At 62.0% G+C, this 22,282-nt stretch carries 23 protein-coding genes and 2 tRNA genes; 23 read left to right on the plus strand and 2 right to left on the minus strand.

Translation table 11 applies throughout. The features are described 5' to 3' along the window. Positions 1-106: 106 nt before the first annotated feature. The 20 genes from folP to HNQ60_RS03765 all read left to right on the plus strand — a co-directional run bounded on the left by folP (position 107) and on the right by HNQ60_RS03765 (position 18,863). A complete protein-coding gene (folP, locus tag HNQ60_RS03670; RefSeq protein WP_246433366.1) occupies positions 107-895 on the plus strand; it encodes a dihydropteroate synthase in 789 nt (262 codons plus the stop codon). A gap of 25 nt (positions 896-920) precedes the next feature. Continuing rightward, positions 921-2,258 (plus strand): phosphoglucosamine mutase, encoded by a 1,338-nt coding sequence (gene glmM, locus HNQ60_RS03675; RefSeq protein WP_184329646.1) that lies wholly within the window; start codon positions 921-923, stop codon positions 2,256-2,258. A 126-nt stretch (positions 2,259-2,384) separates the two neighbouring features. Next, on the plus strand, positions 2,385-3,155 hold the full coding sequence (gene tpiA, locus HNQ60_RS03680) for a triose-phosphate isomerase (RefSeq protein WP_184329647.1): 771 nt from the start codon (positions 2,385-2,387) through the stop codon (positions 3,153-3,155). A gap of 25 nt (positions 3,156-3,180) precedes the next feature. After that, positions 3,181-3,573 (plus strand): preprotein translocase subunit SecG, encoded by a 393-nt coding sequence (gene secG, locus HNQ60_RS03685; RefSeq protein WP_184329648.1) that lies wholly within the window; start codon positions 3,181-3,183, stop codon positions 3,571-3,573. A gap of 48 nt (positions 3,574-3,621) precedes the next feature. Further along, positions 3,622-3,706, plus strand: a tRNA-Leu gene (locus HNQ60_RS03690). Between the two features lie 422 nt (positions 3,707-4,128). Continuing rightward, on the plus strand, positions 4,129-4,485 hold the full coding sequence (locus HNQ60_RS03695; RefSeq protein ID WP_184329649.1) for an NADH-quinone oxidoreductase subunit A: 357 nt from the start codon (positions 4,129-4,131) through the stop codon (positions 4,483-4,485). Then, on the plus strand, positions 4,476-4,979 hold the full coding sequence (locus HNQ60_RS03700; RefSeq protein ID WP_184329650.1) for a NuoB/complex I 20 kDa subunit family protein: 504 nt from the start codon (positions 4,476-4,478) through the stop codon (positions 4,977-4,979). Before HNQ60_RS03695 ends, HNQ60_RS03700 begins: the two co-directional genes overlap by 10 nt. A 7-nt stretch (positions 4,980-4,986) precedes the next feature. Continuing rightward, the gene (locus HNQ60_RS03705) at positions 4,987-5,706 is read left to right on the plus strand and encodes an NADH-quinone oxidoreductase subunit C (RefSeq protein WP_184329651.1); all 720 of its coding nucleotides are present in this window, start codon (positions 4,987-4,989) and stop codon (positions 5,704-5,706) included. Continuing rightward, positions 5,699-6,952 carry an NADH-quinone oxidoreductase subunit D gene (locus tag HNQ60_RS03710; RefSeq protein ID WP_184329652.1) on the plus strand — a complete coding sequence of 418 codons (1,254 nt, stop codon included), beginning with the start codon at positions 5,699-5,701 and terminating at the stop codon, positions 6,950-6,952. Before HNQ60_RS03705 ends, HNQ60_RS03710 begins: the two co-directional genes overlap by 8 nt. Next, complete coding sequence (gene nuoE / locus HNQ60_RS03715) at positions 6,949-7,461, plus strand: NADH-quinone oxidoreductase subunit NuoE (protein ID WP_221303998.1); 513 nt, start codon at positions 6,949-6,951, stop codon at positions 7,459-7,461. Before HNQ60_RS03710 ends, nuoE begins: the two co-directional genes overlap by 4 nt. A gap of 4 nt (positions 7,462-7,465) precedes the next feature. Continuing rightward, positions 7,466-8,773, plus strand: coding sequence for an NADH-quinone oxidoreductase subunit NuoF (gene nuoF, locus HNQ60_RS03720; RefSeq protein ID WP_184329653.1), 1,308 nt, complete (start codon positions 7,466-7,468; stop codon positions 8,771-8,773). Between the two features lie 16 nt (positions 8,774-8,789). After that, positions 8,790-10,994 carry an NADH-quinone oxidoreductase subunit NuoG gene (nuoG, locus tag HNQ60_RS03725; RefSeq protein WP_184329654.1) on the plus strand — a complete coding sequence of 735 codons (2,205 nt, stop codon included), beginning with the start codon at positions 8,790-8,792 and terminating at the stop codon, positions 10,992-10,994. Next, positions 10,994-12,049 (plus strand): NADH-quinone oxidoreductase subunit NuoH, encoded by a 1,056-nt coding sequence (nuoH, locus tag HNQ60_RS03730; protein ID WP_407676432.1) that lies wholly within the window; start codon positions 10,994-10,996, stop codon positions 12,047-12,049. The genes nuoG and nuoH overlap by 1 nt, the downstream gene beginning before the upstream one ends. Positions 12,050-12,059: 10 nt before the next feature. After that, a complete protein-coding gene (gene nuoI, locus HNQ60_RS03735) occupies positions 12,060-12,551 on the plus strand; it encodes an NADH-quinone oxidoreductase subunit NuoI (RefSeq protein WP_184329656.1) in 492 nt (163 codons plus the stop codon). A gap of 116 nt (positions 12,552-12,667) precedes the next feature. Beyond that, positions 12,668-13,312: an NADH-quinone oxidoreductase subunit J gene (locus HNQ60_RS03740; protein WP_184329657.1), complete on the plus strand. Its 645-nt coding sequence runs from the start codon at positions 12,668-12,670 to the stop codon at positions 13,310-13,312. Then, positions 13,309-13,614 (plus strand): NADH-quinone oxidoreductase subunit NuoK, encoded by a 306-nt coding sequence (nuoK, locus tag HNQ60_RS03745; RefSeq protein ID WP_184329658.1) that lies wholly within the window; start codon positions 13,309-13,311, stop codon positions 13,612-13,614. The genes HNQ60_RS03740 and nuoK overlap by 4 nt, the downstream gene beginning before the upstream one ends. A gap of 7 nt (positions 13,615-13,621) precedes the next feature. Further along, positions 13,622-15,634 (plus strand): NADH-quinone oxidoreductase subunit L, encoded by a 2,013-nt coding sequence (nuoL, locus tag HNQ60_RS03750; protein ID WP_184329659.1) that lies wholly within the window; start codon positions 13,622-13,624, stop codon positions 15,632-15,634. Positions 15,635-15,662: 28 nt separating this feature from the next. Next, complete coding sequence (locus HNQ60_RS03755; protein ID WP_184329660.1) at positions 15,663-17,192, plus strand: NADH-quinone oxidoreductase subunit M; 1,530 nt, start codon at positions 15,663-15,665, stop codon at positions 17,190-17,192. Positions 17,193-17,207: 15 nt separating this feature from the next. Next, the gene (gene nuoN / locus HNQ60_RS03760; protein ID WP_184329661.1) at positions 17,208-18,653 is read left to right on the plus strand and encodes an NADH-quinone oxidoreductase subunit NuoN; all 1,446 of its coding nucleotides are present in this window, start codon (positions 17,208-17,210) and stop codon (positions 18,651-18,653) included. A 133-nt stretch (positions 18,654-18,786) separates the two neighbouring features. Then, a tRNA-Met gene (locus HNQ60_RS03765) sits at positions 18,787-18,863 on the plus strand. Here the strand turns inward: HNQ60_RS03765 and HNQ60_RS03770 are convergent. Both HNQ60_RS03770 and HNQ60_RS27380 read right to left on the minus strand, forming a co-directional pair. Continuing rightward, positions 18,842-20,413: a recombinase family protein gene (locus tag HNQ60_RS03770; RefSeq protein ID WP_184329662.1), complete on the minus strand. Its 1,572-nt coding sequence runs from the start codon at positions 20,411-20,413 to the stop codon at positions 18,842-18,844. The genes HNQ60_RS03765 and HNQ60_RS03770 overlap by 22 nt on opposite strands. Next, the gene (locus HNQ60_RS27380; RefSeq protein ID WP_184329663.1) at positions 20,410-20,601 is read right to left on the minus strand and encodes a ribbon-helix-helix protein, CopG family; all 192 of its coding nucleotides are present in this window, start codon (positions 20,599-20,601) and stop codon (positions 20,410-20,412) included. Before HNQ60_RS27380 ends, HNQ60_RS03770 begins: the two co-directional genes overlap by 4 nt. A 336-nt stretch (positions 20,602-20,937) precedes the next feature. Here HNQ60_RS27380 and HNQ60_RS28245 point away from each other — a divergent pair, with 336 nt between their 5' ends. The 3 genes from HNQ60_RS28245 (at position 20,938) to HNQ60_RS03790 (ending at position 22,165) form a co-directional block, all read left to right on the plus strand. Then, positions 20,938-21,135 carry a helix-turn-helix domain-containing protein gene (locus HNQ60_RS28245; RefSeq protein WP_184329664.1) on the plus strand — a complete coding sequence of 66 codons (198 nt, stop codon included), beginning with the start codon at positions 20,938-20,940 and terminating at the stop codon, positions 21,133-21,135. A gap of 104 nt (positions 21,136-21,239) precedes the next feature. Continuing rightward, positions 21,240-21,656, plus strand: coding sequence for a hypothetical protein (locus HNQ60_RS03785; protein WP_184329665.1), 417 nt, complete (start codon positions 21,240-21,242; stop codon positions 21,654-21,656). Then, positions 21,653-22,165 (plus strand): hypothetical protein, encoded by a 513-nt coding sequence (locus HNQ60_RS03790; RefSeq protein ID WP_184329666.1) that lies wholly within the window; start codon positions 21,653-21,655, stop codon positions 22,163-22,165. Before HNQ60_RS03785 ends, HNQ60_RS03790 begins: the two co-directional genes overlap by 4 nt. Positions 22,166-22,282 lie beyond the last annotated feature (117 nt).

Consider the following 22,282-nt stretch of genomic DNA (forward strand, 5'->3'; position numbering starts at 1 on the left):
CACGCAATGCCGGCGCAGAGCCGGCATTGTCGTTTCTGGTCCATCCACACGCTCCATGTATCTTCGCTGCGGCAAGCACACGCTCGACCTGTCGACGCCCGTCGTCATGGGCATCCTCAACGTCACGCCGGATTCGTTTTCCGACGGTGGGCGCTACGTGAACGTCGATCGCGCGCTGGAGCATGCGCGGACGATGATTGATGGCGGTGCCCGCATCATCGACGTTGGCGGTGAGTCCACCCGACCCGGAGCTCAGGCGGTAGACGAACAAGAAGAGATCCGCCGCGTCGTTCCGCTGATGGAGGCGCTGGCCGCACAGACGAAGGCGATCGTTTCCGTGGACACCAGCAAGGCAGCTGTCATTCGAGCAGCGCTGCAAGCGGGTGCTTCGATGGTCAACGATGTTCGCGCGTTGAGGGAGGAGGGGGCGCTGGAAGCGGTTGCAGCCAGCGACGCTGGCGTCTGTCTCATGCACATGCAGGGCGAGCCGCGCACCATGCAGTCCGATCCGCAATACATCGATGTGGTCGCCGAAGTGAAGCGCTTTCTGGCCGACCGGGTGGGGGCGTGCGTGGCCGCCGGCATCGGCCGCGACCGGATCGTGCTCGATCCAGGCATCGGCTTCGGCAAGCGTGTGGAGCACAATATGCAGTTGCTGGCCGCGCTGCCCGATTTGCTGGAATTGCGACTGCCGCTCTTGATCGGCGTGTCGCGAAAGTCGATGTTTGCGACACTATTGGGCCGGTCCGTCGAGCAGCGTCTGGCGGGTGGACTGGCGCTCGCGGTGTCTTCGGTGCTCGCAGGGGCAAGCGTGCTGAGAGTGCACGACGTCGCGGAGACCGTGGACGCGGTAAAGATGGCCGCGGAACTGAAGAAATCGGGTTACCGGATCTGAACAGAATGCTCGAGGGAGAACGATTGTGAGCCGCAAGTATTTCGGCACCGATGGCGTGCGTGGACATGTCGGTCACCATCCGATGACTGTCGACTTCGCGTTGCGACTGGCCAGTTCCGCCGCGCGCGTGCTCGCGCCAAACGGCGGAACAGTGCTGGTGGGCAAAGACACGCGGCTGTCGGGGTACATGTTCGAAGCGGCGCTCGAAGCCGGCTTCGTGGCGGCCGGCGTCGATGTGATCCTGATGGGCCCGCTGCCGACGCCGGGCGTCGCGTATCTCACGAAGCGTTTCGAGTGCGACTTCGGGGTCGTGATCAGCGCTTCGCACAATCTCTACGAAGACAACGGCATCAAGTTCTTCGACATGAACGGCGGCAAGCTGTCGGACGAGATCGAAGCGGAGATCGAACGACACCTCGAGGAGCCGCCGGTCACGCGCACGTCGGGCGAGCTGGGCAAGGCGACGCGCATGGACAAGTCGCGCGTGCGTTACCAGGAATTCTGCGCATCGACGGTGCCCGGCCTGGATCTGAGCGACTTCAAGATCGTCATCGATTGCGCGAATGGCGCCGGCTACAAAGTGGGTCCCCGGATTCTCGCGGACCTCGGCGCGGAGATCGTCCCGATTGGATGCTCTCCGAACGGCCGCAACATCAACCTCAACTGTGGTTCGACTTCGCCTGAGCTGCTGCAGCTCACCGTGCCGGGCGTGCGGTCGCAAGTCGGCATCGCGCTCGACGGCGACGGCGATCGGCTGGTGATGGTCGATCACCTCGGACGCCTGGTCGATGGCGATCAACTGCTCTACATCATTGCGCGCGCGCGTCACGAGCAGAAGTTGTTGACGGGTCCGGTGGTCGGCACCGTGATGAGCAATCTCGGTCTCGAGCATGCGCTCGGCAAACTCGGCGTTGCCTTCCGGCGCGCCAAGGTCGGCGACCGGTATGTCATGGAGATGCTCAAGGCATCGGGCGGCATTCTGGGCGGAGAAACGTCGGGACACCTGTTGTGTCTGGACCGGACCACCACGGGCGATGCGCTGATCAGTGCGCTGCAGGTCCTCGCGATCATGAAGCAGACGGGTTGCAGTCTCGCGGAACTGGCCGCGCCGATGCCGAAGTACCCGCAGGTCCTCGAGAACGTACGCATGGCGCGCAAACTCGATGTTTCGGCGTCGCCGGCCATCCAGGAGGCGGTGTCGCTTGCTGAGCGGAAGCTCGGGGAGAACGGCAGGATCGTGCTGAGGGCTTCCGGTACGGAACCTGTGATCCGGGTCATGGTCGAGGGAAGCGATGAGAAGCTGGTTCGCGACCTGGCGAAGAGCCTGGCTGCGTCGGTTGCCGCGGCGGCCCAGGTCGCCTGAAGGTCGTTTGATTTCCCTGTGGGTCACCGTTAAGCTGCCGCGCCCTTTTTGAGGGGCAGGTTCGTTCGACGGTAACGCGCTGAACATTTTTTCTTTAGTTTTTTCTCTGGGACTCAAGGACTAACGATGCGTCGGCCCTTCGTCGCCGGGAACTGGAAAATGCACGGAACGCGTGCTGAGAACGCGGATCTGCTGGAAGCGGTGCTGGAAGGACTGCCTGCACAGCCGACGGCTGAGATCGCGGTCTGTCCGCCGTTCGTCTACCTCTGGGAGGCGGGCCGCCTGCTGAAGCAGTCGAGCGTGGCCCTCGGCGCGCAGTCGGTCTGCGCGGAGCCGATAGGTGCCTTCACCGGCGAAGTGTCGGGCGCGATGCTCAAGGATGTCGGTTGCCGCTATGTGATCGTTGGTCACTCGGAGCGGCGGGCGCATTACAAGGAAGACGACGCACTGGTCGCCCGGAAGTTTCTGGCGGCGCAGTCGCACGGATTGATTCCGATCCTGTGCGTGGGCGAGACGCTGGACGAGCGTGAGCGCGGTGCAACGACCCAGGTCGTTTCGCGGCAGCTCGGTGCGGTGCTCGATCTGGCGGGTGTGCAGGCGATGCAGAAGGCAGTGCTTGCGTACGAACCCGTCTGGGCGATCGGCACGGGAAAGAATGCTTCGCCGGCGCAGGCGCAGGAAGTGCACGTGCACATCCGGTCTGTCGTCGCGGCACGAGAAGGTGCCAACGATGGTAAGATCGCGGGCGCTCTGAGGATCCTGTACGGCGGCAGCGTCAAGGCAGGGAACGCGAGCGAGATTTTTTCGATGCCTGATGTGGATGGCGGCCTGATCGGCGGCGCGTCCCTCAAGGCGGATGAATTTTTGAAGATCTGCGCAGCCGCGCAGGTTCATTGAGACAGGCGCGAAAGCGACTTTATATATGAACTGGGTACATACAGCAGTCATCGTGCTGCACGTCCTGATTGCCGCGGGCATCGTGGGTCTCGTGCTGCTCCAGCGCGGCAAGGGTGCCGATGCCGGTGCGGGCTTCGGGGCTGGCGCGTCCGGCACGGTATTCGGCGCTCGCGGTGCCGCGTCGTTCCTTTCGCGGACGACTGCGACGCTCGCAGCACTGTTCTTCGCAACGAATCTCGCGCTGGCGTACATGGGTGACCGCAAGCCCGATGCGCCGAGCAGCGTGATGGACCGCGTGCAGACGCAGTCCCAGACCGATACGGCGAGCGATGTGCCGGCACTTCCGGCCACGCCGCCGGCTTCGACGCAGGACGTCGAAGCACCCGCAGCGCCCTCGCAGCAGGAGCCGCAACAATAAGAAGACCGCTTGCAGCGGCCTTGCACCGGGAACGATTTCACCTCCGGTGCGGATGTGGTGGAACTGGTAGACACGCTACTTTGAGGTGGTAGTGGAGCAATCCGTGGAGGTTCGAGTCCTCTCATCCGCACCAATTTCTTCTCTCGCGACCTGAACGCTTCATGCCTTCGGGTCGGGCCGGCACGTCCACCGCCGGTATTCTTCCAGTCGCACCGGTACATGCTGCCGGTGCGCGATTCCTCTTCAACCTTCCAGGTCTTGGCTGCGAGCTGTGAGCGATGAGCGTGCGAGCCAGAGGGCCGAGTGCGCTCACTCGTCTGGTTTGTGGCTCATAGCTCGTCGCTCACCGCTCGCAGCCGGTCTTTTGTCTCCGCCCCGCGTTGCATTTCGTTCTCAACTCGCGTCGATCGCAGCACCGCGAGCCGAGTCTCCGGTGGCCCTCGACGTACGTGTTTGTAACGAGGCCGTCGCGGTGCAATCAAAGGGTTACTGCGTCGCAACGTCCCTGATACAATCCGCGCCCGGTGCCGGGCCCGGCACCGTGAGTTCAGTGTGATGCTGCAAAACTACGTACCCATCCTGATCTTCCTGGGCGTTGCCACCGCGCTCGGTTCAGTGCTCATAGGACTGGGCTTCCTGTTCGGCCCGCGTCGGCCCGACAGCGAAAAGCTTTCCGCATATGAATGCGGCTTCGAGCCGTTCTCCGATGCCCGCATGAAGTTCGACGTGCGTTACTACCTCGTCGCCATTCTCTTCATCGTTTTCGATCTCGAAATCGCCTTCCTGTTTCCCTGGGCCGTTTCGCTCGGAACCACCGGCACTGCTGGGCTGATCGCGATGGGATTCTTCCTGCTGATTCTGGTCGTGGGCTTCGTCTACGAGTGGAAGAAGGGCGCACTCGAATGGGATTGACCGCTCCTACCGCCGAAACGCCCGATGCGGTTCCGCCGCAGCGTGGCTTCGTAACGACTTCGGTCGACAAGCTCGTCAACTGGGCGCGTACTGGTTCGATGTGGCCGATGACTTTCGGTCTCGCCTGCTGCGCCGTCGAGATGATGCATGCCGGTGCCGCGCGCTATGACCTCGACCGCTTCGGTGTCGTGTTCCGCCCGAGCCCGCGTCAGTCCGACGTGATGATCGTCGCCGGCACGCTCGTCAACAAGATGGCTCCGGCGCTGCGCAAGGTTTACGACCAGATGCCGGAACCGCGCTGGGTGATTTCGATGGGTTCGTGCGCGAATGGCGGTGGCTACTACCACTATTCGTACGCTGTCGTTCGCGGCTGCGATCGCATCGTCCCCGTCGACGTGTACGTCCCCGGTTGCCCGCCGACCGCAGAAGCCCTGCTGTACGGCATCCTGCAGCTGCAGAACAAGATCCGCCGCACCAGCACGATCGCCCGCTAAGAACATCATGCCTTCACGCAGCGAGACCCTGGCCTCGAAACTGACTGCGCGCTTCGGCGAACGGTTGCGTTCGCTTCCCGCCGTTGCCGGCGACGTCGCGTGCGAGGTCAAGAGCGATCAACTCCTGAGCGTCTGCCGCGAACTGCGCGACGATGCCGAGTTCAAGTTCGAGCAGCTGATGGATCTCAGCGGCGTCGACTATCTCGACTATGGCCGCGAGGAATGGAGCACGTACGGCTCGACCGCGACAGGTTTCAGCCGCGGTGTGAATCGCGCACGCACGATCGTGACCGAGCCGCGCCCTGGTCGTTTCGCTGTCAGCTATCAGCTGCTGTCGGTGACTCACAACTGGCGCCTGCGTCTGCGTTGTTTCGCGATCGACGGCGAGCCGCCTCTGATCGATTCGGTCAACGACATCTGGGCCTCCGCGAACTGGTATGAGCGCGAGACGTTCGATCTCTACGGCATCCTGTTCCAGGGGCATCCGGATCTGCGCCGCATCCTGACCGACTACGGATTCATCGGTCATCCGTTCCGCAAGGATTTCCCGCTGATCGGCAACGTGGAAGTGAAGTACGACACCGCCAAGGGGCGCGTCGTCTATCAGCCGGTGAGCATCGAACCGCGCACGCTCGTGCCGCGTGTCATTCGTGAAGACAACCGCTACGACCAGGGACTGAAGGACGTCCCGGTCGGCGCGCAGGTGGAGTCGGGTTCCCGTGGCTGAGATTCGCAATTTCACACTGAATTTCGGACCGCAGCATCCGGCGGCGCACGGCGTGCTGCGCCTGGTGCTCGAGATGGATGGCGAAGTCATCCAGAAGGCGGATCCGCACGTCGGCCTGCTGCATCGGGGAACCGAGAAGCTCGCCGAGTCGAAGCCGTTCAACCAGTCGATCGGGTACATGGATCGCCTCGACTACGTGTCGATGATGTGCAACGAGCACGCTTACGTGATGGCGATCGAGAAGCTGCTCGGCATCACGCCGCCCCTTCGCGCCCAGTACATCCGGGTGATGTTCGATGAGATCACGCGCATCCTGAATCACCTGATGTGGCTCGGTGCCCACGGCCTCGACATCGGCGCGATGACGGTCTTCCTCTATGCATTCCGCGAGCGCGAAGATCTGATGGACTGCTACGAAGCGGTTTCGGGCACGCGCATGCACGCGACTTACTACCGGCCGGGCGGGGTCTATCGCGATCTGCCGGATTCGATGCCGCGCTACCAGGCGTCGAAGTGGCGCACGCAGAAGGACGTGGATCGCCTGAACGAGAATCGCAGCGGCACCATGCTGGATTTCATTCAGGACTTCACCGAGCGCTTCCCGGCATGCGTGGACGAATATGAAACGCTGCTGACCGACAACCGCATCTGGAAGCAGCGCACGGTGAACATCGGCGTCGTCACGCCGGAGCGTGCCCTGCAACTGGGTTTCAGTGGTCCGATGATCCGCGGCTCCGGCATCGCATGGGACCTGCGCAAGAAGCAGCCATACGACGTCTACGATCGCATGGACTTCGACATTCCGGTCGGCGTGAACGGCGACTGCTACGACCGCTATCTCGTCCGTGTCGAGGAGATGCGCCAATCGAATCGCATCGTGCGTCAGTGCGTTGACTGGCTGAAGCAGAATCCCGGCCCGGTGATGACGTCCGATCACAAGATCTCCGCGCCGAAGCGCGAAGAGATGAAGGACGACATGGAATCGCTGATTCACCACTTCAAGCTGTTCACTGAAGGCTACTGCGTCCCCGAAGGTGAAGCGTACGCGGCGGTCGAAGCGCCGAAGGGTGAGTTCGGCATCTATCTGGTATCGGACGGCGCCAACAAGCCTTATCGACTCAAGTGCCGCGCGCCTGGCTTCCCGCATCTCGCCTCGCTGGAGGAGATGACCAAGGGCCATCTGCTCGCGGACGTCGTCGCCGTGATCGGCACGCAGGACATCGTATTCGGGGAAATCGACCGGTGAGTGATCCGACCCACAGCCCGCCCGCAGGCGGCGGCCTTTCCGAGCATGCGCGGCATGAGATCGATCACTGGCTGACGAAGTTTCCGCCGGATCGCAAGCGCTCGGCTGTCCTTGCCGCGTTGCGTACCGTGCAGCACGAGAACAACGGCTACCTGACCAAGGAATCGATGGACGCCGTGGCCGAGTATCTCGGCCTGCCGCCGATCCAGGTCTACGAGGTCGCGACGTTCTACTCGATGTTCGAGACCAAGCCGGTCGGGCGTCATGCCATTTCCGTCTGCACGAACATTTCCTGCATGCTTTGCGGCGGCGACGACATCCTCGCGCACGTCGAAAAGAGACTCGGCATCAAGGTGGGAGAGAGCACGGTTGACGGACGCTTCTACCTGAAGAAGGAAGAAGAGTGTCTCGCCGCGTGCAACAACGCGCCGATGATGATGGTCGACCACGTCTACTACGAGAATCTCACGACCGAGAAGGTCGACGAGATTCTTGATCGCCACAAGTAATCGTATGACATCGAAGTACGCAGCCAATCAGGTGTGCTTTGAACCGCTGGGCCTCGAGCGGTCGTGGGAGCTCGCGACCTATCGCAGCATCGGCGGCTATGACGCCTGGGAAAAGATCCTGCGCGAAAAGACCCCGCGCGAGCAGATCATCGAGGAAGTGAAAGCTTCCGGTCTGCGCGGCCGCGGCGGCGCCGGCTTCCCGACAGGCATGAAGTGGAGCTTCATGCCTCGCAACGCACCCGGTCAGAAGTACGCCGTGTGCAACTCGGACGAGAGCGAGCCGGGTACCTGCCACGATCGCGACATCCTGCGTTACAACCCGCATTCCCTGATCGAGGGAATGGCGATCGGCGGTTACTGCATGGGCGCGACCGTCGGCTACAACTACATTCGCGGTGAGTTCCTCGAAGAGCCGGTGCCGCGATTCGAAGAAGCGCTGAAGGAAGCGTACGCAGCGGGCCTGCTGGGCAAGAACGTTCAGGGCTCGGGTATCGATTTCGATCTGTACACCTACATCGGCGCCGGCGCGTACATCTGCGGTGAAGAGACCGCGCTGCTCGAATCGCTCGAAGGCAAGCAGGGTCGTCCGCGCTTCAAGCCGCCGTTCCCCGCGAACTTCGGTCTCTACGGCAAGCCCACGACGATCAACAACACGCAGAGCTACGCCTCGGTGCCGACCATCCTGCGCAAGGGCGCGAAGTGGTTCGTTGATCTGGGCGTCGCGAATTCCGCCGGCACGATGATTTTTTCCGTGTCGGGCCACGTCAACAAGCCGCAGAACATCGAGCTGCCGCTCGGTGTTCCTTTCAAGGACCTGCTCGAGATCTGCGGCGGCGTTCGCGGCGGTCGCAAGCTGAAGGCTGTGATTCCAGGCGGCGTCTCCGTGCCTGTCGTGCCCGGCGACACGATGATGGCCGCGAATCTGGACTACGACTCGGTCAAGAAGGCGGGTTCGGCGCTCGGCACCGGTTCGCTGATCGTGATGGACGAGACGACCTGCATGGTCAAGACGCTCGAACGCATCACGCGCTTCTACTACGCGGAGTCCTGCGGCCAGTGCACGCCGTGCCGCGAAGGTACCGGCTGGATGAACCGCGTCGTGAAGCGGATCCTGGCGGGGCAGGGCAAGAAGGCCGACCTCGACATGCTGGTCGACGTGGCGAACAAGATCGAAGGCCACACGATCTGCGCATTCGGCGATGCTTCGGCCTGGCCGGTGCAGAGCTTCATGAAACATTACCGGCACGAGTTCGAATACATGATCGAACACGGCCACAGCATCGTCGAGCGCGACAAGCGCCGCGCAGCGTGACGAGCCCATTCAAGACATGAGTACTCCTGCTCCAGCACCGAGTGACGAGGTCAACATCGAGGTCAATGGCGTGCCGATGAAGGCGCGCAAGGGCCAGATGCTGATCCAGGTAACCGACGCGAACGAAATCTACGTTCCGCGCTTCTGCTATCACGAGAAGCTGCCCATCGCGGCCAACTGCCGCATGTGCCTCGTCGAAGTCGAGAAAGCGCCGAAGCCGATGCCTGCGTGCGCGACGCCCGTCGCTGAGGGCATGAAGATCTTCACGAAGTCACCGAAGGCCATCGCGGCGCAGAAGTCGGTGATGGAATTCCTGCTGATCAATCACCCGCTCGATTGCCCGATCTGCGATCAGGGCGGCGAGTGCGAGCTGCAGGACCTCGCAATGGGCTTCGGCCGCGACGTGTCGCGGTACAACGAGCGCAAGCGCGTCGTCAAAGACAAAAACCTCGGGCCGCTCGTGTCCACCGACATGACCCGCTGCATTCACTGCACGCGTTGTGTGCGGTTCACGCAGGACGTGCAGGGGTTCCAGGAACTCGGCACTGTCGGTCGCGGCGAGAGCACGGAGATCGGCACGTTCATCGAGAAGAGCGTCGATCACGAGCTGTCGGCCAACATCATCGATCTCTGCCCGGTGGGTGCGTTGAACAACAAGCCGTACCGTTACCGGGCGCGCGCGTGGGAGATGACGCAGCATCCGCTCGTGTCTCCGCACGACAGCGTCGGCACCAACATCTACGCGCACGTCCTGCGCGGCAAGGTAATGCGCATCGTTCCGCGTCCGAACGAAGAAGTGAACGAAACCTGGATCGCCGATCGCGACCGTTTCTCCTTCCAGGGCGTCTACAGCGAAGATCGTCTGCAGAAGCCGCTGATTCGCGAGAACGGCGTGTGGCAGGAAACGGATTGGGAAACCGCGCTCGCGATTACCGCCGAGCGCCTCGGCCGCGTCGCGAAGCAGCACGGTGGTGCACAGATCGGTGCGCTGGCATCTCCGAGCTCCACGCTCGAAGAGCTGTATCTGCTGGCAAAGCTCGCCCGCGGCCTGGGAACGGCGAACATCGATCATCGTCTGCGCCGCAGCGACTTTCGCGATGAAGCGAGTGATCCGGTCGCACCGTTGCTCGGCTGTTCGATCGCCGAGCTCGAGCAGGCGAATGCCGTCCTCGTCGTCGGTGCAAACCTGCGCAAGGACGTGCCGATCATCGCCCACCGCATCCGCAAGGCTGCGATCGCGAAGGGTGCGAAGGTTTCCTTCGTCAATCCGCAGCGCTATGAGTATCTCTTCCCGGTGGCGAACTACTGCGCGTCCAACGGACTGCACATGTTCGATCATCTCGTTGGAATCGCAGCAGCGGCGGCTGCCGCAACCGGCAAGTCGGCGCCGGAATCGGTCGCAGCCCTGGTCGTGAGCGCTCAGCCTTCCGATGCGCACAAGGCGATCGCTGCACAGCTTTCAGATGGCTCGCGGCGGCTCGTCCTGCTCGGCGCGATCGCGCAGCGCGATCCCGCGTTCGCCGATCTTCGTCTCGTTGCAGCGGCTATCGCCGAGCTGACAGGCGCGACGCTGGGCTATCTGCCGGAAGGTGGCAACGCAGTTGGCGCGCACATGGCCGGCGTGCTTCCGGGTCGATCGACCGGCGGCAAGGCTGTGCAGGCCGCGGGTCTGAACGTCGCGGACATGTTTGCGGCACGGTTGAAGGCATACATCGTGCTGGGCGGTATCGAGCCGCAACACGACATCGCGTCGCCCGCTGCGCTCGAAGCCTTCAAGTCCGCTGAGTTCGTCGTCGCGCTGTCGCCGTATGCGACTGCGAAGGAATATGCACACGTCGTGCTGCCGATCGGCACGTTCGCCGAAACATCGGGCACGTATGTGAACCTCGAAGGGCGCTGGCAGAGTGTGCCGGGCGCTGCGAAGCCTGTGGGCGAGTCGCGGCCGGCCTGGAAGGTGTTGCGCGTCCTCGGCAACCTCTCGAATCTGCCGGCTTTCGACTACGTCAGCAGCGATCAGATCGCCGATGAAGTGCGCAAGCAGGTCGCGGAGGGGAGCGGTGCAGCGCCGAAGGCGGCGGCCCGTACGCTGCAATCGAAGCTGGCACTGGCCGCGCCGCCAGCGGGCAATGATGTACCGCTGTACCAGATCGACGCGGTGGTCCGTCGTTCGCCGGCCCTGCAGGAAACGCAAGAAGCTCAACGCGGGCAGGGCGAAGCATGATTCCGGAATTCGCCGCCAATCTCCTGTCGTTCCTGCCCGAGTGGATGCAGGCTGTCGTCTACTATGGCGTCATCGCGGTCATGCTGTTCATCAGCGTGATTCTGCTCATGGCCTTCCTGACGCTGGCCGAGCGGCGCGTGATCGGTTCGATCCAGGCGCGCATCGGCCCGAACCGCGTCGGCCCGTTCGGCATCCTGCAGCCGTTCGCGGACGTGCTGAAGCTGCTGGTCAAAGAAATCGTCATCCCGGAGAAGTCGAACAAGTTCCTGTTCATTCTTGCGCCGCTGCTCGCGCTGATTCCGGCGCTGTGCACGTGGGCGGTAATGCCGTTGTGGCCGGGCTTCACCGTCGCTGACATCAACGCGGGGTTGCTCTACATCCTCGCGCTCACGTCGGCCGGTGTGTACGGCGTCATCCTGGCTGGCTGGGCGACGAACTCGAAGTACGCATTTCTTGGCGCCATGCGCGCCGCGGCGCAGATGGTTGCCTACGAGATCGCGATGGGCTTCGCGCTCGTCGGCGTGGTAATGGCCGCGGGCTCGCTCAATCTCGGCGAGATCATCGAGGCTCAGCGGGGCGGATTCTTCAGCTTCTACGTGTGGTGGCTGCTGCCGCTGTTCGTCGTCTATTTCATCTCGGGCCTCGCGGAGACCAACCGCGCGCCGTTCGACGTGGTCGAAGGCGAATCGGAAATCGTCGCCGGCTTCCACGTCGAGTACTCGGGCATGGCGTTCGCCGTGTTCTTCGTCGCCGAGTACGTGAACATGATCCTGATCTCGGCGCTGACGTCGGTGTTCTTCTTCGGCGGCTGGCTGTCGCCGTTCGAAGGCTGGACGTTCATGCCCGCGTTCCTGCAGGCGCCGCACTTCCTGTGGTTCTTCGCGAAGATCTCGTTCTTCCTGTTCTGCTTCCTGTGGTTCCGCGCCACGTTCCCGCGCTATCGCTACGACCAGATCATGCGGCTCGGCTGGAAGATCTTCATCCCGGTGACCCTGGTGTGGATCTTCGTCGAGGCCATCCTCGTGTACTACAAGATCGGTCCGTGGGCAGCGTGAGGTCGACGCCATGAAAACACCTGCCAGTTTCTTCAAGACGTTCTTCCTGACCGAGTTGCTGGTCGGGCTTGCCGTGACCATGCGCCAGTTCGTGTTCAAGCCGAACGTGACGGTGCAGTACCCGGAAGAGAAGACACCGCAATCGCCGCGCTTCCGTGGCCTGCACGCGCAGCGCCGCTATCCGAACGGCCAGGAACGCTGCATCGCCTGCAAGCTCTGCGAAGCGGTGTGTCCGGCGCTCGCGATCACGATCGAGTCGGATGTAGCCGCTGACGGTACCCGCCGCACGACGCGCTACGACATCGATCTCTTCAAGTGCATCTACTGCGGGTTCTGCGAAGAGGCCTGCCCGGTGGACGCGATCGTCGAGACTCGCATCCACGAGTACCACATGGAGAATCGCGGCGAGAACATCATGACCAAGGACAAGCTGCTCGCCGTCGGCGAGCGCTACGAAGCCATGATCGCAGCGGACAAGGCCGCGGACGCGCGCTATCGCTAAGGCGCGAAGCGGTTGGCGGTTAGCGGCTAGACTGAGTGATGAGAAGCGGAGTCATCAGGAATGGTTTTTCGGCGGGGTAGACGCTGTGTTGCTATCCGCCGGTTACTTCTGAAGCTATGACAATTACAGAGATTCTTTTTTACGCCTTCTCTGCCGTGCTCGTGGTCGCGGCGTTGGGTGTCATTACGGCCCGTAATCCCGTGCACGCGGCGCTGTTCCTCGTGTTTGCGTTCTTCAACAGCGCAATCATATGGCTGCTGCTCGAGGCGGAGTTCCTCGCCATCGTGCTGGTGCTCGTCTACGTCGGCGCGGTGATGGTGCTGTTCCTGTTCGTCGTCATGATGCTCGACGTCGACGTCGCGAAGATGCGGGAAGGCTTCACTCGCTACGCGCCGCTCGGAATCATCATCGCGGTGCTGGTCGTCGTCGAGATCGGCAGTGTCGTGTGGGTGAAGCAGCTCGAAGGCATTTCTGAAGCCGCAGTCACCGTGACGCCCGATGGTTACAGCAACACTCGCGCGCTCGGTGAGTTGCTATACACCAAGTATCTCTATCCGTTCGAACTGGCTGCAGTGCTTCTGCTGCTCGCGATCGTCGCGGCGATCGTGCTGACGATGCGCCAGCGCACCGGCCTGAAGGCGCAGGACGTTGCGGCGCAGGTCTCGGTGCGTGCTCGTGACCGGATCCGGATCGTGAAGATGGATGCGGAGAAGGAAGTGGCGACCCCACCGGAGAGTCAGTCACCGGGGAGCCAGCCATGATCACGCTCGAAAGCGTCCTGATGCTCGGCGGCCTGCTGTTCGCGCTCAGCGTGGCAGGCATCTTCATCAACCGGAAGAACGTGATCCTGCTGCTCATGTGCATCGAGCTCATGCTGCTGGCGGTGAACTTCAATTTCGTCGCCTTCGCCCGCCACCTGGGCGATCTCGACGGCCAGGTGTTCGTGTTCTTCATCATGACGGTCGCCGCCGCGGAATCGGCCATTGGCCTGGCGATCCTCGTCGTGCTGTTCCGCGAACGGCGGAACATCGACGTCGAACAGCTCGACACGATGAAGGGTTGAACCAAGAATGATTTCGCAATCCACTCTTCTCACGATCGTTCTCGCGCCGCTCCTGGCGGCGATCGTCGCCGGCCTGGCAGGGCGGGTCATCGGCCGCATCGGTGCGCATAGCGTCACCATCGCGGGCGTCGCGCTTTCCTGCGGATTGTCGATCTGGGTATTGAAGATGCTCATCGACGGCGCGCCGGTCTTCAACGAGAGCGTCTATACCTGGCTGGTCAGCGACAACGTCCGGATGGAAGTCGGCTTCCTGGTCGACAAGCTGTCGGCGCTGATGATGGTCGTCGTGACGTTCGTGTCGCTGTGCGTGCACGTCTACACGATCGGCTACATGCACGACGATCCGGGCTACCAGCGCTTCTTCTCGTACATCTCGCTGTTCACGTTCTCGATGCTCATGCTCGTGATGTCGAACAACTTCCTGCAGCTGTTCTTCGGCTGGGAAGCGGTGGGTGTCGTGTCGTACCTGCTGATCGGGTTCTGGTACACGCGTCCGTCGGCGATCTTCGCGAACATGAAGGCGTTCCTGGTGAACCGCGTCGGCGACTTCGGGTTCATTCTCGGCATCGCAGGCATCGTCTACTACACGGGCTCGCTCGATTACGCGACGGTGTTCGGGATGCGTGATGCGATCGCCGCGAACACGATGGAGATCGTTCCCAATCTCGAATGGCAGGCGATCACTGTCGTGTGCATCTGCCTGTTCATCGGTGCGATGGGCAAGTCCGCACAGGTTCCGCTGCATGTGTGGCTGCCTGACTCGATGGAAGGCCCGACGCCGATCTCCGCGCTCATCCACGCCGCAACGATGGTCACCGCCGGCATCTTCATGGTGGCGCGCATGTCGCCGCTGTTCGAACTGTCGGAAACCGCGCTGTCGACGGTTCTGATCATCGGCGCGACAACCGCCTTCTTCATGGGCCTGCTGGGTCTCGTGAACAACGACATCAAGCGGGTGGTTGCGTACTCGACGCTCTCGCAGCTCGGCTACATGACCGTTGCACTCGGCGTTTCGGCCTATGCAGGCGCGATCTTCCACCTGATGACGCATGCATTCTTCAAGGCGCTGCTGTTCCTCGCGGCGGGCTCGGTGATCATCGCGATGCATCACGAGCAAGACATGCGGAAGATGGGCGGACTGAAGAAGTACCTGCCGATCACTTACTGGACGTCCCTGATCGGTTCGCTGGCGCTGATCGGCTTCCCCGGCACTTCAGGCTTCTTCTCGAAGGATGCGCTGATCGAAGCGGTGCATGCATCGCACATTCCGGGCGCGACCTACGCGTACTGGTGCGTGTTCCTCGGCGTGTTCATCACGGCGTTCTACAGCTTCCGCCTCGTGTTCATGACGTTCCATGGCGAGGAGCGCTTCGGGCACGCGCATCACGACGATCATGCGCATGATTCGCATGGACATGATTCGCACGGTCACGGGCACGGCGATCACAAGCCGCATGAGAGCCCGTGGGTCGTGACGGTGCCGCTGATCCTGCTGGCGATTCCCTCGCTGTTCATCGGCTGGTTCACGATCGGGCCGGTGCTGTTCGGTGATTACTTCGGCGAGGCGATCTTCGTGTCCGAGTCGCGTGACGTGCTCGGCCACATCGGCGAGGAATTCCACGGCCCGGCCGGGTTCGTTGTCCACGCCATGAAGGCGGCGCCGGTCTACCTGGCGTTGCTGGGCGTGCTGGCGGCCTGGTATCTCTACATCAAGCGTCCCGACCTGCCGGGCAAGATCGCGGAGAAGTTCTCGGCGGTCTACAAGCTGCTGGCGAACAAGTTCTACTTCGACGAGATCTACCAGGCAGTGTTTGCCAAGGGCAGCCGCAACCTGGGGACTGCGCTTTGGCGCGTCGGCGATGTCGCGATCATCGATGGAACAGCGGTGAACGGCTCGGCGCGCGTCGTTGGCTGGATGTCCGGTGTGATGCGGCACCTGCAGTCGGGGTACCTGTATCACTACGCCTTCGCAATGATCATCGGGCTGTCGGCTCTGCTCGCGTGGTATGTGCTGCGCTGATCGTCAAGCAACAAGAATCTAGCTCGTCATGCAACTTACCTGGCCCATTCTGAGCGTTCTGATCTGGCTGCCCATCCTCGGCGGCGTGGCGCTGCTCGTCCTCGGCGATCGCGGAATCGCGCTCGGCCGCTGGGTGGCGCTCGCGACGACGGCGGTGACTTTCGGGATCTCGACGCTGCTGTACACGAATTTCGACATGGCGACTGCCGAGATGCAGTTCGTCGAGCGGGCAGCCTGGATTCCCGCGTTCAACTCCTGGTACGCGCTGGGTGTCGACGGCATCGCGACGCCGCTCATCATCCTGACGACGTTCATCACGCCGCTCGTGGTGATCGCCGCGTGGACAGTGATCGAGAAGCGGCCGGCCCAGTACTACGCCGCGTTCCTGATTCTCGAGGGATTGATGGTAGGCGTGTTCGCGGCGACCGACGCGCTGCTGTTCTACGTACTCTGGGAAGCCATGCTCATCCCGATGTTCATCATCATCGGCGTGTGGGGTGGGGCGCGCCGTGTCTACGCAACGATCAAGTTCTTCCTCTACACCTTCCTCGGCTCCGTGCTGATGCTGGTGTCGTTGATCTACATGTACATGAAGACGTGCGACGCAGGGCAGTGCAGCTATGCGATCGCCGATTTCCAGGAGCTGCCGCTCGCGCTGAATGCGCAGATCCTGATCTTCATCTCCTTCATGCTGGCGTTCGCGGTGAAGGTGCCGATGTGGCCGGTGCACACCTGGTTGCCCGATGCGCACGTCGAAGCGCCGACCGGCGGTTCGGTCATCCTGGCGGCGATCATGCTGAAGATGGGTGGCTACGGCTTCCTGCGCTTCTCGCTGCCGATCACGCCGGACGCCAGTGCCGAGCTCGACTGGCTCGTGATCTCGCTGTCGCTGATCGCGGTTGTCTACATCGGTTTCGTGGCGCTCGTGCAGCAGGACATGAAGAAGCTCATCGCTTACTCATCGATCGCGCACATGGGCTTCGTGACGCTGGGTTCGTTCCTCGCATTCGATCTTCTCCAGGTCAATGGCGATACGCGCGGCGCTGCGATGGGTATCGACGGCGCGATGGTGCAGATGATTTCTCACGGCTTGATTTCGGGCGCGATGTTCTTCTGCGTCGGCGTGCTGTACGACCGCGTGCACAGCCGCGAGATCAGCTCGTACGGCGGTGTCGTCAACACGATGCCGACGTTCGCGGCATTCGCCGTGCTGTTCGCGCTCGCAAACTCGGGTCTGCCGGCAACATCCGGCTTCGTGGGCGAGTTCCTGGTCATCATCGCCAGCTTCCGTGCCGACTTCTGGTACGCATTCCTTGCGGCCATGACGTTGATCCTCGGCGCCGCTTACACGTTGTGGCTGGTGAAGCGAGTGATCTTCGGTGCGGTAGCGAACGACGATGTGGCCGCGCTGAAGGATCTGAACGGACGCGAGTTCTTCGTGCTCGGCGTTCTGGGTGTCGCGGTCCTGCTGCTGGGCATCTGGCCCGCGCCGCTGCTCGATGTGATGCGTCCGACTGTTGAGCATCTCGTTCAGCAGATCACTGTTTCGAAACTCTAAAGCCGAACGTCTGCCATGTCGGAACCTGTCATCGCCAATCTGAATCTTGCAGCCGCATCGGCCGAGATCTTCATGGTCTCCGCCATCTGCGTGATCCTGCTCGTGGACGTGTTCCTGAGTGAGCGGTCGCGCTGGGTGACGTACGCACTCTCGCTGCTTGCTCTCGTGGGAGTGGCTTGCGTCACGGTGAGCAACGGTGTCGATGGCCGGGTATCGGCGTTCGACGGCTCGTTCGTGGCCGATCCGCTGGGCGACCTGCTCAAACTGTTCGCGTACGGCACGGTGGCCGTTGCGTTCATGTACTCACATGACTACCTGCGTCGGCGCGGCCTGTTCAAGGGCGAATACTTCATTCTCGGGCTGACGGCATTGCTGGGCATCATGGTGATGATCTCGGCGGGCAGCCTGATCACCGTCTACCTTGGTGTCGAACTGCTCTCGCTGTCGCTCTACGCGATGGTCGCGTTCGATCGAGACTCGGGCGTCGCCGCGGAGTCGGCGATGAAGTACTTCGTCCTCGGCGCCATCGCGTCGGGCACGCTGCTGTATGGATTCTCGATCGTCTACGGTCTCACCGGAACGCTGCAGCTGGATGAGCTCGCCGTAGCGGTGCGCGAAGTCGGTGCCGACAAGCTGGGCCTGATCTTCGGTCTCGCATTCATCATTGCCGGCGTGGCCTTCAAGTTCGGCGCCGTGCCATTCCATATGTGGGTGCCGGACGTCTATCACGGCGCGCCGACGCCGGTGACGCTGTTCATCGGCACCGCACCGAAGATCGCCTCGTACATCCTGGCGATCCGCGTTCTCGCCGAAGGCCTCGATGCGATGGTGGCGACCTGGCAGAGCATGCTCATCGCGCTGGCCGTCCTGTCGATGATCATCGGCAACGTCGTCGCGATCGCGCAGACCAATCTCAAGCGCATGCTCGCGTACTCGACGATCTCGCACGTCGGTTTCATCCTTCTTGGAATTCTCGCCGGCACGGCCGAGGGCTATCGCGCGTCGCTGTTCTACACGCTCGCTTACGTGATCATGGCGATCGGTTCGTTCGGCATGATCCTGCTGCTGTCGCGTGCCGGCTTCGAGGCTGACCGGATCGACGACTTCCGCGGCCTCAACCGCAAGAGCCCGTGGTTCGCGGCCATGATGATGATGCTCATGTTCAGCACTGCCGGCGTTCCGCCGTTCGTCGGTTTCTGGGCAAAGATCGCGGTGCTCGGCGCCATCGTGGATGTGGGGCTGGTCTGGCTCGCCGCGGTCGCGGTGGTGCTGTCCGTGGTCGCGGCCTTCTACTACCTGCGGGTGGTGAAGGTCATGTACTTCGATGAACCCACCGACTCGGTGGCGGTGGAGGGCGGCGGCACTGTCCGGGCATTGCTGACGCTCAACGGCCTGGCCGTCCTGGTCCTTGGAATCTTCCCGGGCGCCCTCATTGACCTGTGTGCGCGGGCACTGCCCTGATCGAACGGAAAGTCGGTCGGGCGGCATGATCCTCGGGCTGTTCATCGGCCCGGAAGGCGCCTCTGAAATCGTTCCAGGGTCGTCCTTCTTCTTGTAATACCGATTCTTGGCCCTTACAATCCGCGCCCTCTGTTGCGGGGTGGAGCAGTCTGGCAGCTCGTCGGGCTCATAACCCGAAGGTCGCAGGTTCAAATCCTGCCCCCGCTACCATCTAAACCCCCTTGCCTCTGGAGCAACGCTCCGGGGGCAAGGGTACCGGTGGCCCAGACCTCTGCTCCCTTACCGCTGCCTTTCCCGTGCAGCGTTATCCTCCCGGTCCAAATCTCGGCGAGCACAAGCCGCGCTGAACCGCTGGCCTCGGCGTTGCCTTCGATACCTGCGATGAGCTGATCGCGATATAGCTCTGCGCCGCGTACCAGCATGGGCAGAATCTGCGCTGTGCGCTTACCTTGCGCACGCGGCGCAGTTAGCTGCGACCGCTTTGCTTCCGTGCGCTCGATGACCGCCATCAAATCTTCAGCAGTCATATCCGGATCGCCGTTCTTCAGTCGTGTCCGTAGGCGCGCCAACCGTTCCTCGAGCGCTGCCAGCTCGGCAGGGCGAGTGGCTTCATTCGCCGTCGCCGCTTCGAGCTGCTCCGCGTAGTAGCGTTCCATGCGCTTGGCCATCTCCTTGATCCGAGCCGGGGCGAGTAGATCGTCCATGACCACGTCCATCAGGTTCTTCTCTACCTTCGCCCGTTGCACACGCAGCTTGTTCTTGCATGCGTTGCCATACAGGTACGAGGAGCATCCGTAGGCGCGCTTGTCGAGCAGCACATAGCTCGCGCCACAATGCCCGCAGAAGAGCAGGCCGCTGAAGAGATACTTGGCCTTGCCTCCGGAGCGCAGACGCGTGTCGTCGCCTAGGCGGGTCTTACGTTGGGCCTTATGCCACTGCTCATCGGTGACGATGCGTGCAGACTCATCGCGGTGCCGTATCCATTCAGATTCAGGGCGCTCGCGGCGCAATCGCTTGCCGGTGTCTGGATCCTTGATCCATTCCGACATGTTCCACAGTATCTCGCCCCGGTAGAGCGGATTGAGGAGGATTGCGCGCACGCCGGAAGCCATCCATCCTGAGGCTCGGCGTTTTGTTCGGGCCCAGGCAGAACCGGGCGAGGGCACCTTCCGTTCGTTGAGCCGCGACGCAATGTCCTTGCAGCTCGCACCCTCCGCATGTCGCTTGAAAATTTCCCGGACAACCTTCGCCTGCGCCCCATTCACCGTGCGCTGGCCATCCTTCGTGCTGTAACCATAAGCCTTGCCGCCCGTGAGCTGCTTAGCCTTTGCTCGCATCTCCAGTGCGGAGAACGTTCTGGCCCGCACCATTTGTACGAAGGACTCGCTAACGATGCCCTCGACGCCGGCTTGCATGCTGGCAACTGCAGAGTCCGAATCGAAGTTGTTTGCAATACCAATGACACGCACCTTGCGGAACTTGAGGCGCTTGATGGTCGGCGCCAAATCTTGCGAGCGCATGAAGCGGTCGGTGTGCTGCACTAGGATCACGTCCACATGTCCGGCCTTGGCTTCGGCCATTAGCTTCAGATAGCCCGGCCTGTTGCCGGTGGCCGTGCCGCTGATGCCGTCGTCGATGTGCTTCGCGACGATCCTCCACTTCTGCTTCTTGGCGTACTCGGTACAAACCCGAACCTGATCCGTGATGCTTGATGGACTCTGTTTGTCGGTGCTGTAGCGAGCGTAGATAGCGGCTCTCATCGGCGCGCGCTCCCCTTGCTGGAGAACTTGTGTCCACGCGACACGAGAAACTCTCGCAGAGCGCGCCGCATCAGGTACTGCTGCGTCCGCTCCTCCTTCTCCGCTTCTTTTCGCAATGCATCGCCGATCTCCGGCAGTACGTAGACGGAGAGCAGCTTGGTGAACTTCTTTGGTTGATACTTGGGCACGGCACATTCCTCGTATCGGGTAAAATACCGGGTATATTATAGGTATCTTACCTATTAAAAAACAATAGCTTACGAGCTTCATGGCGTTGTAGGTGGTTAGTGGCCTACAATGACGGCAGGCGGGAGCCAGCCCTAGAGGCTCCGTAACAACTAAAACAGGCGGCCGGGCGGTTGAACCTCGCCCGAGTTTGAGTCAGAAGAACTCGCCGCACGCGCCGCTAGGTTCAAAGACAGCGTCTCGCCGATTCCGTCGTCCACCCGCAAATTCCAGCTGCTGTTCCGCGGCACGGGTGAGGTGCGTCTATCGCGAGCTGCTGCGCGTTGGAGCCTCCTAACATGGCACGCAAAACGGGCAAGCCCCGCTCAGTCCCCCTCACTACGTCGGCGATCGCTCGAAAGATCAACAGAAGCGAGAACACGACACGTCAACTTCTAGATCGTGGAGTCATTCCGTGCCGCCGTGATTCCGGCGGACGGCGAATCGCGGAGGCGTCCGACGTAGACGCCTATCTCGAATCTCACAAGTGCGCATGAGCGGCGTTCGCTATGAATCGCGAACAACTGCTCGACGAGCTGGCGTGGTGCTACGCACGCGCCGCCGTTGACCGACTCATCAAACAACAATCGGAGAACCGCACATGGCCGCAACCAAAGCCAAGCGCTCAAAGCGCAAAGCCTCAGCGCCCAAATCGCTCCCAGAGTGGCAGACACGCGACTACTTCGCGAGCGACCGGCGCTACAACGAAGAGCGTAAGAAAGCGCTGATCGATCTCGCGAAGAAGTTCGACGACAAGGAAGTTGAGGAATGGAGCGTTCTGGCTGAGTCGGTCTACAGAGAGCTCACCCCGATCATTGGTTCAGATGTACTGCTCGCCTCGATGCGACGGCACATCGCTTTCTATGCACAGGACTTCGCTGCGAATGTGGCCGAAGCGCTTCTGGATGAAATCCACGCAGCGATAACTTCTCACAACCTGCAGGAACGTGATCGTGTATCCGCTGAGTACGGTGCAGCGTTGCGGCGCCGCTCGAAGAAAGCGGGAGGTGCGCGATGAACACACAGCAGTGGCTTCTGAAGAATCGGGCGGAGGACTACGGCACCGACCGCATCGATCTCGACGGGTCGCTGGGCGTGTGCGCCAGCGTCGAGCACGCACATAGCGGCTTCACTGAAGCGAAGGACCATCCGTACGTGCTTCGCAATCGACACACGCTCGAACGCATCGTCGTAATCGGTGGCGGTCCGCTCGTGGAATCCGAACTCAAGCGGAAGATGACGTTGCACGCGGTACGGCATTGGGTCGGGCTCGGTTGGTCTCATCAATTTCGCGCTAAGGCCGAACAGGACCCGGAGCACGAATGGTCCATCGTGGAGACGCAATGGTGTCAGCGCAATTCGCTGCGCTACCTCATCGGCTACTGCGACCCGGTCGCACCCGAGTGGCCTAACTTCCGCGTGCCGCGTGGTCTGGAGCTTCGCAATCTCCTCATGCAACTCCGCAACGAAGGCTTGCCGGTGTCGCCTCTCGACCTCGACTCACCGCGCTTCCGCGCCAGTCACTAACAACAAGGGTCAGCAATGAAGGGTTTTGCGCGACGAACACTGAACTGGAACGAACTGGGCTCACCGAAGCTGTCTGAGTGGGCTCGAGCCTACCTTGAGGAACGCGACATCTCTTTG

This window comes from Povalibacter uvarum (assembly GCF_014202975.1).
GTDB classification, from domain to species: Bacteria; Pseudomonadota; Gammaproteobacteria; order Steroidobacterales; family Steroidobacteraceae; genus Steroidobacter; species Steroidobacter uvarum.

Coding starts and splice junctions, on each gene's coding strand:
- folP (WP_246433366.1), top strand. CDS start 107: ATGGGCATCCTCAACGTCACGCCGGATTCGTTTTCCGACGGTGGGCGC.
- tpiA (WP_184329647.1), top strand. CDS start 2,385: ATGCGTCGGCCCTTCGTCGCCGGGAACTGGAAAATGCACGGAACGCGT.
- secG (WP_184329648.1), top strand. CDS start 3,181: ATGAACTGGGTACATACAGCAGTCATCGTGCTGCACGTCCTGATTGCC.
- HNQ60_RS03695 (WP_184329649.1), top strand. CDS start 4,129: ATGCTGCAAAACTACGTACCCATCCTGATCTTCCTGGGCGTTGCCACC.
- HNQ60_RS03700 (WP_184329650.1), top strand. CDS start 4,476: ATGGGATTGACCGCTCCTACCGCCGAAACGCCCGATGCGGTTCCGCCG.
- HNQ60_RS03705 (WP_184329651.1), top strand. CDS start 4,987: ATGCCTTCACGCAGCGAGACCCTGGCCTCGAAACTGACTGCGCGCTTC.
- nuoF (WP_184329653.1), top strand. CDS start 7,466: ATGACATCGAAGTACGCAGCCAATCAGGTGTGCTTTGAACCGCTGGGC.
- nuoG (WP_184329654.1), top strand. CDS start 8,790: ATGAGTACTCCTGCTCCAGCACCGAGTGACGAGGTCAACATCGAGGTC.
- nuoI (WP_184329656.1), top strand. CDS start 12,060: ATGAAAACACCTGCCAGTTTCTTCAAGACGTTCTTCCTGACCGAGTTG.
- HNQ60_RS03740 (WP_184329657.1), top strand. CDS start 12,668: ATGACAATTACAGAGATTCTTTTTTACGCCTTCTCTGCCGTGCTCGTG.
- nuoK (WP_184329658.1), top strand. CDS start 13,309: ATGATCACGCTCGAAAGCGTCCTGATGCTCGGCGGCCTGCTGTTCGCG.
- nuoL (WP_184329659.1), top strand. CDS start 13,622: ATGATTTCGCAATCCACTCTTCTCACGATCGTTCTCGCGCCGCTCCTG.
- HNQ60_RS03755 (WP_184329660.1), top strand. CDS start 15,663: ATGCAACTTACCTGGCCCATTCTGAGCGTTCTGATCTGGCTGCCCATC.
- nuoN (WP_184329661.1), top strand. CDS start 17,208: ATGTCGGAACCTGTCATCGCCAATCTGAATCTTGCAGCCGCATCGGCC.
- HNQ60_RS03770 (WP_184329662.1), bottom strand. CDS start 20,413: ATGAGAGCCGCTATCTACGCTCGCTACAGCACCGACAAACAGAGTCCA.
- HNQ60_RS28245 (WP_184329664.1), top strand. CDS start 20,938: ATGGCACGCAAAACGGGCAAGCCCCGCTCAGTCCCCCTCACTACGTCG.
- HNQ60_RS03785 (WP_184329665.1), top strand. CDS start 21,240: ATGGCCGCAACCAAAGCCAAGCGCTCAAAGCGCAAAGCCTCAGCGCCC.
- HNQ60_RS03790 (WP_184329666.1), top strand. CDS start 21,653: ATGAACACACAGCAGTGGCTTCTGAAGAATCGGGCGGAGGACTACGGC.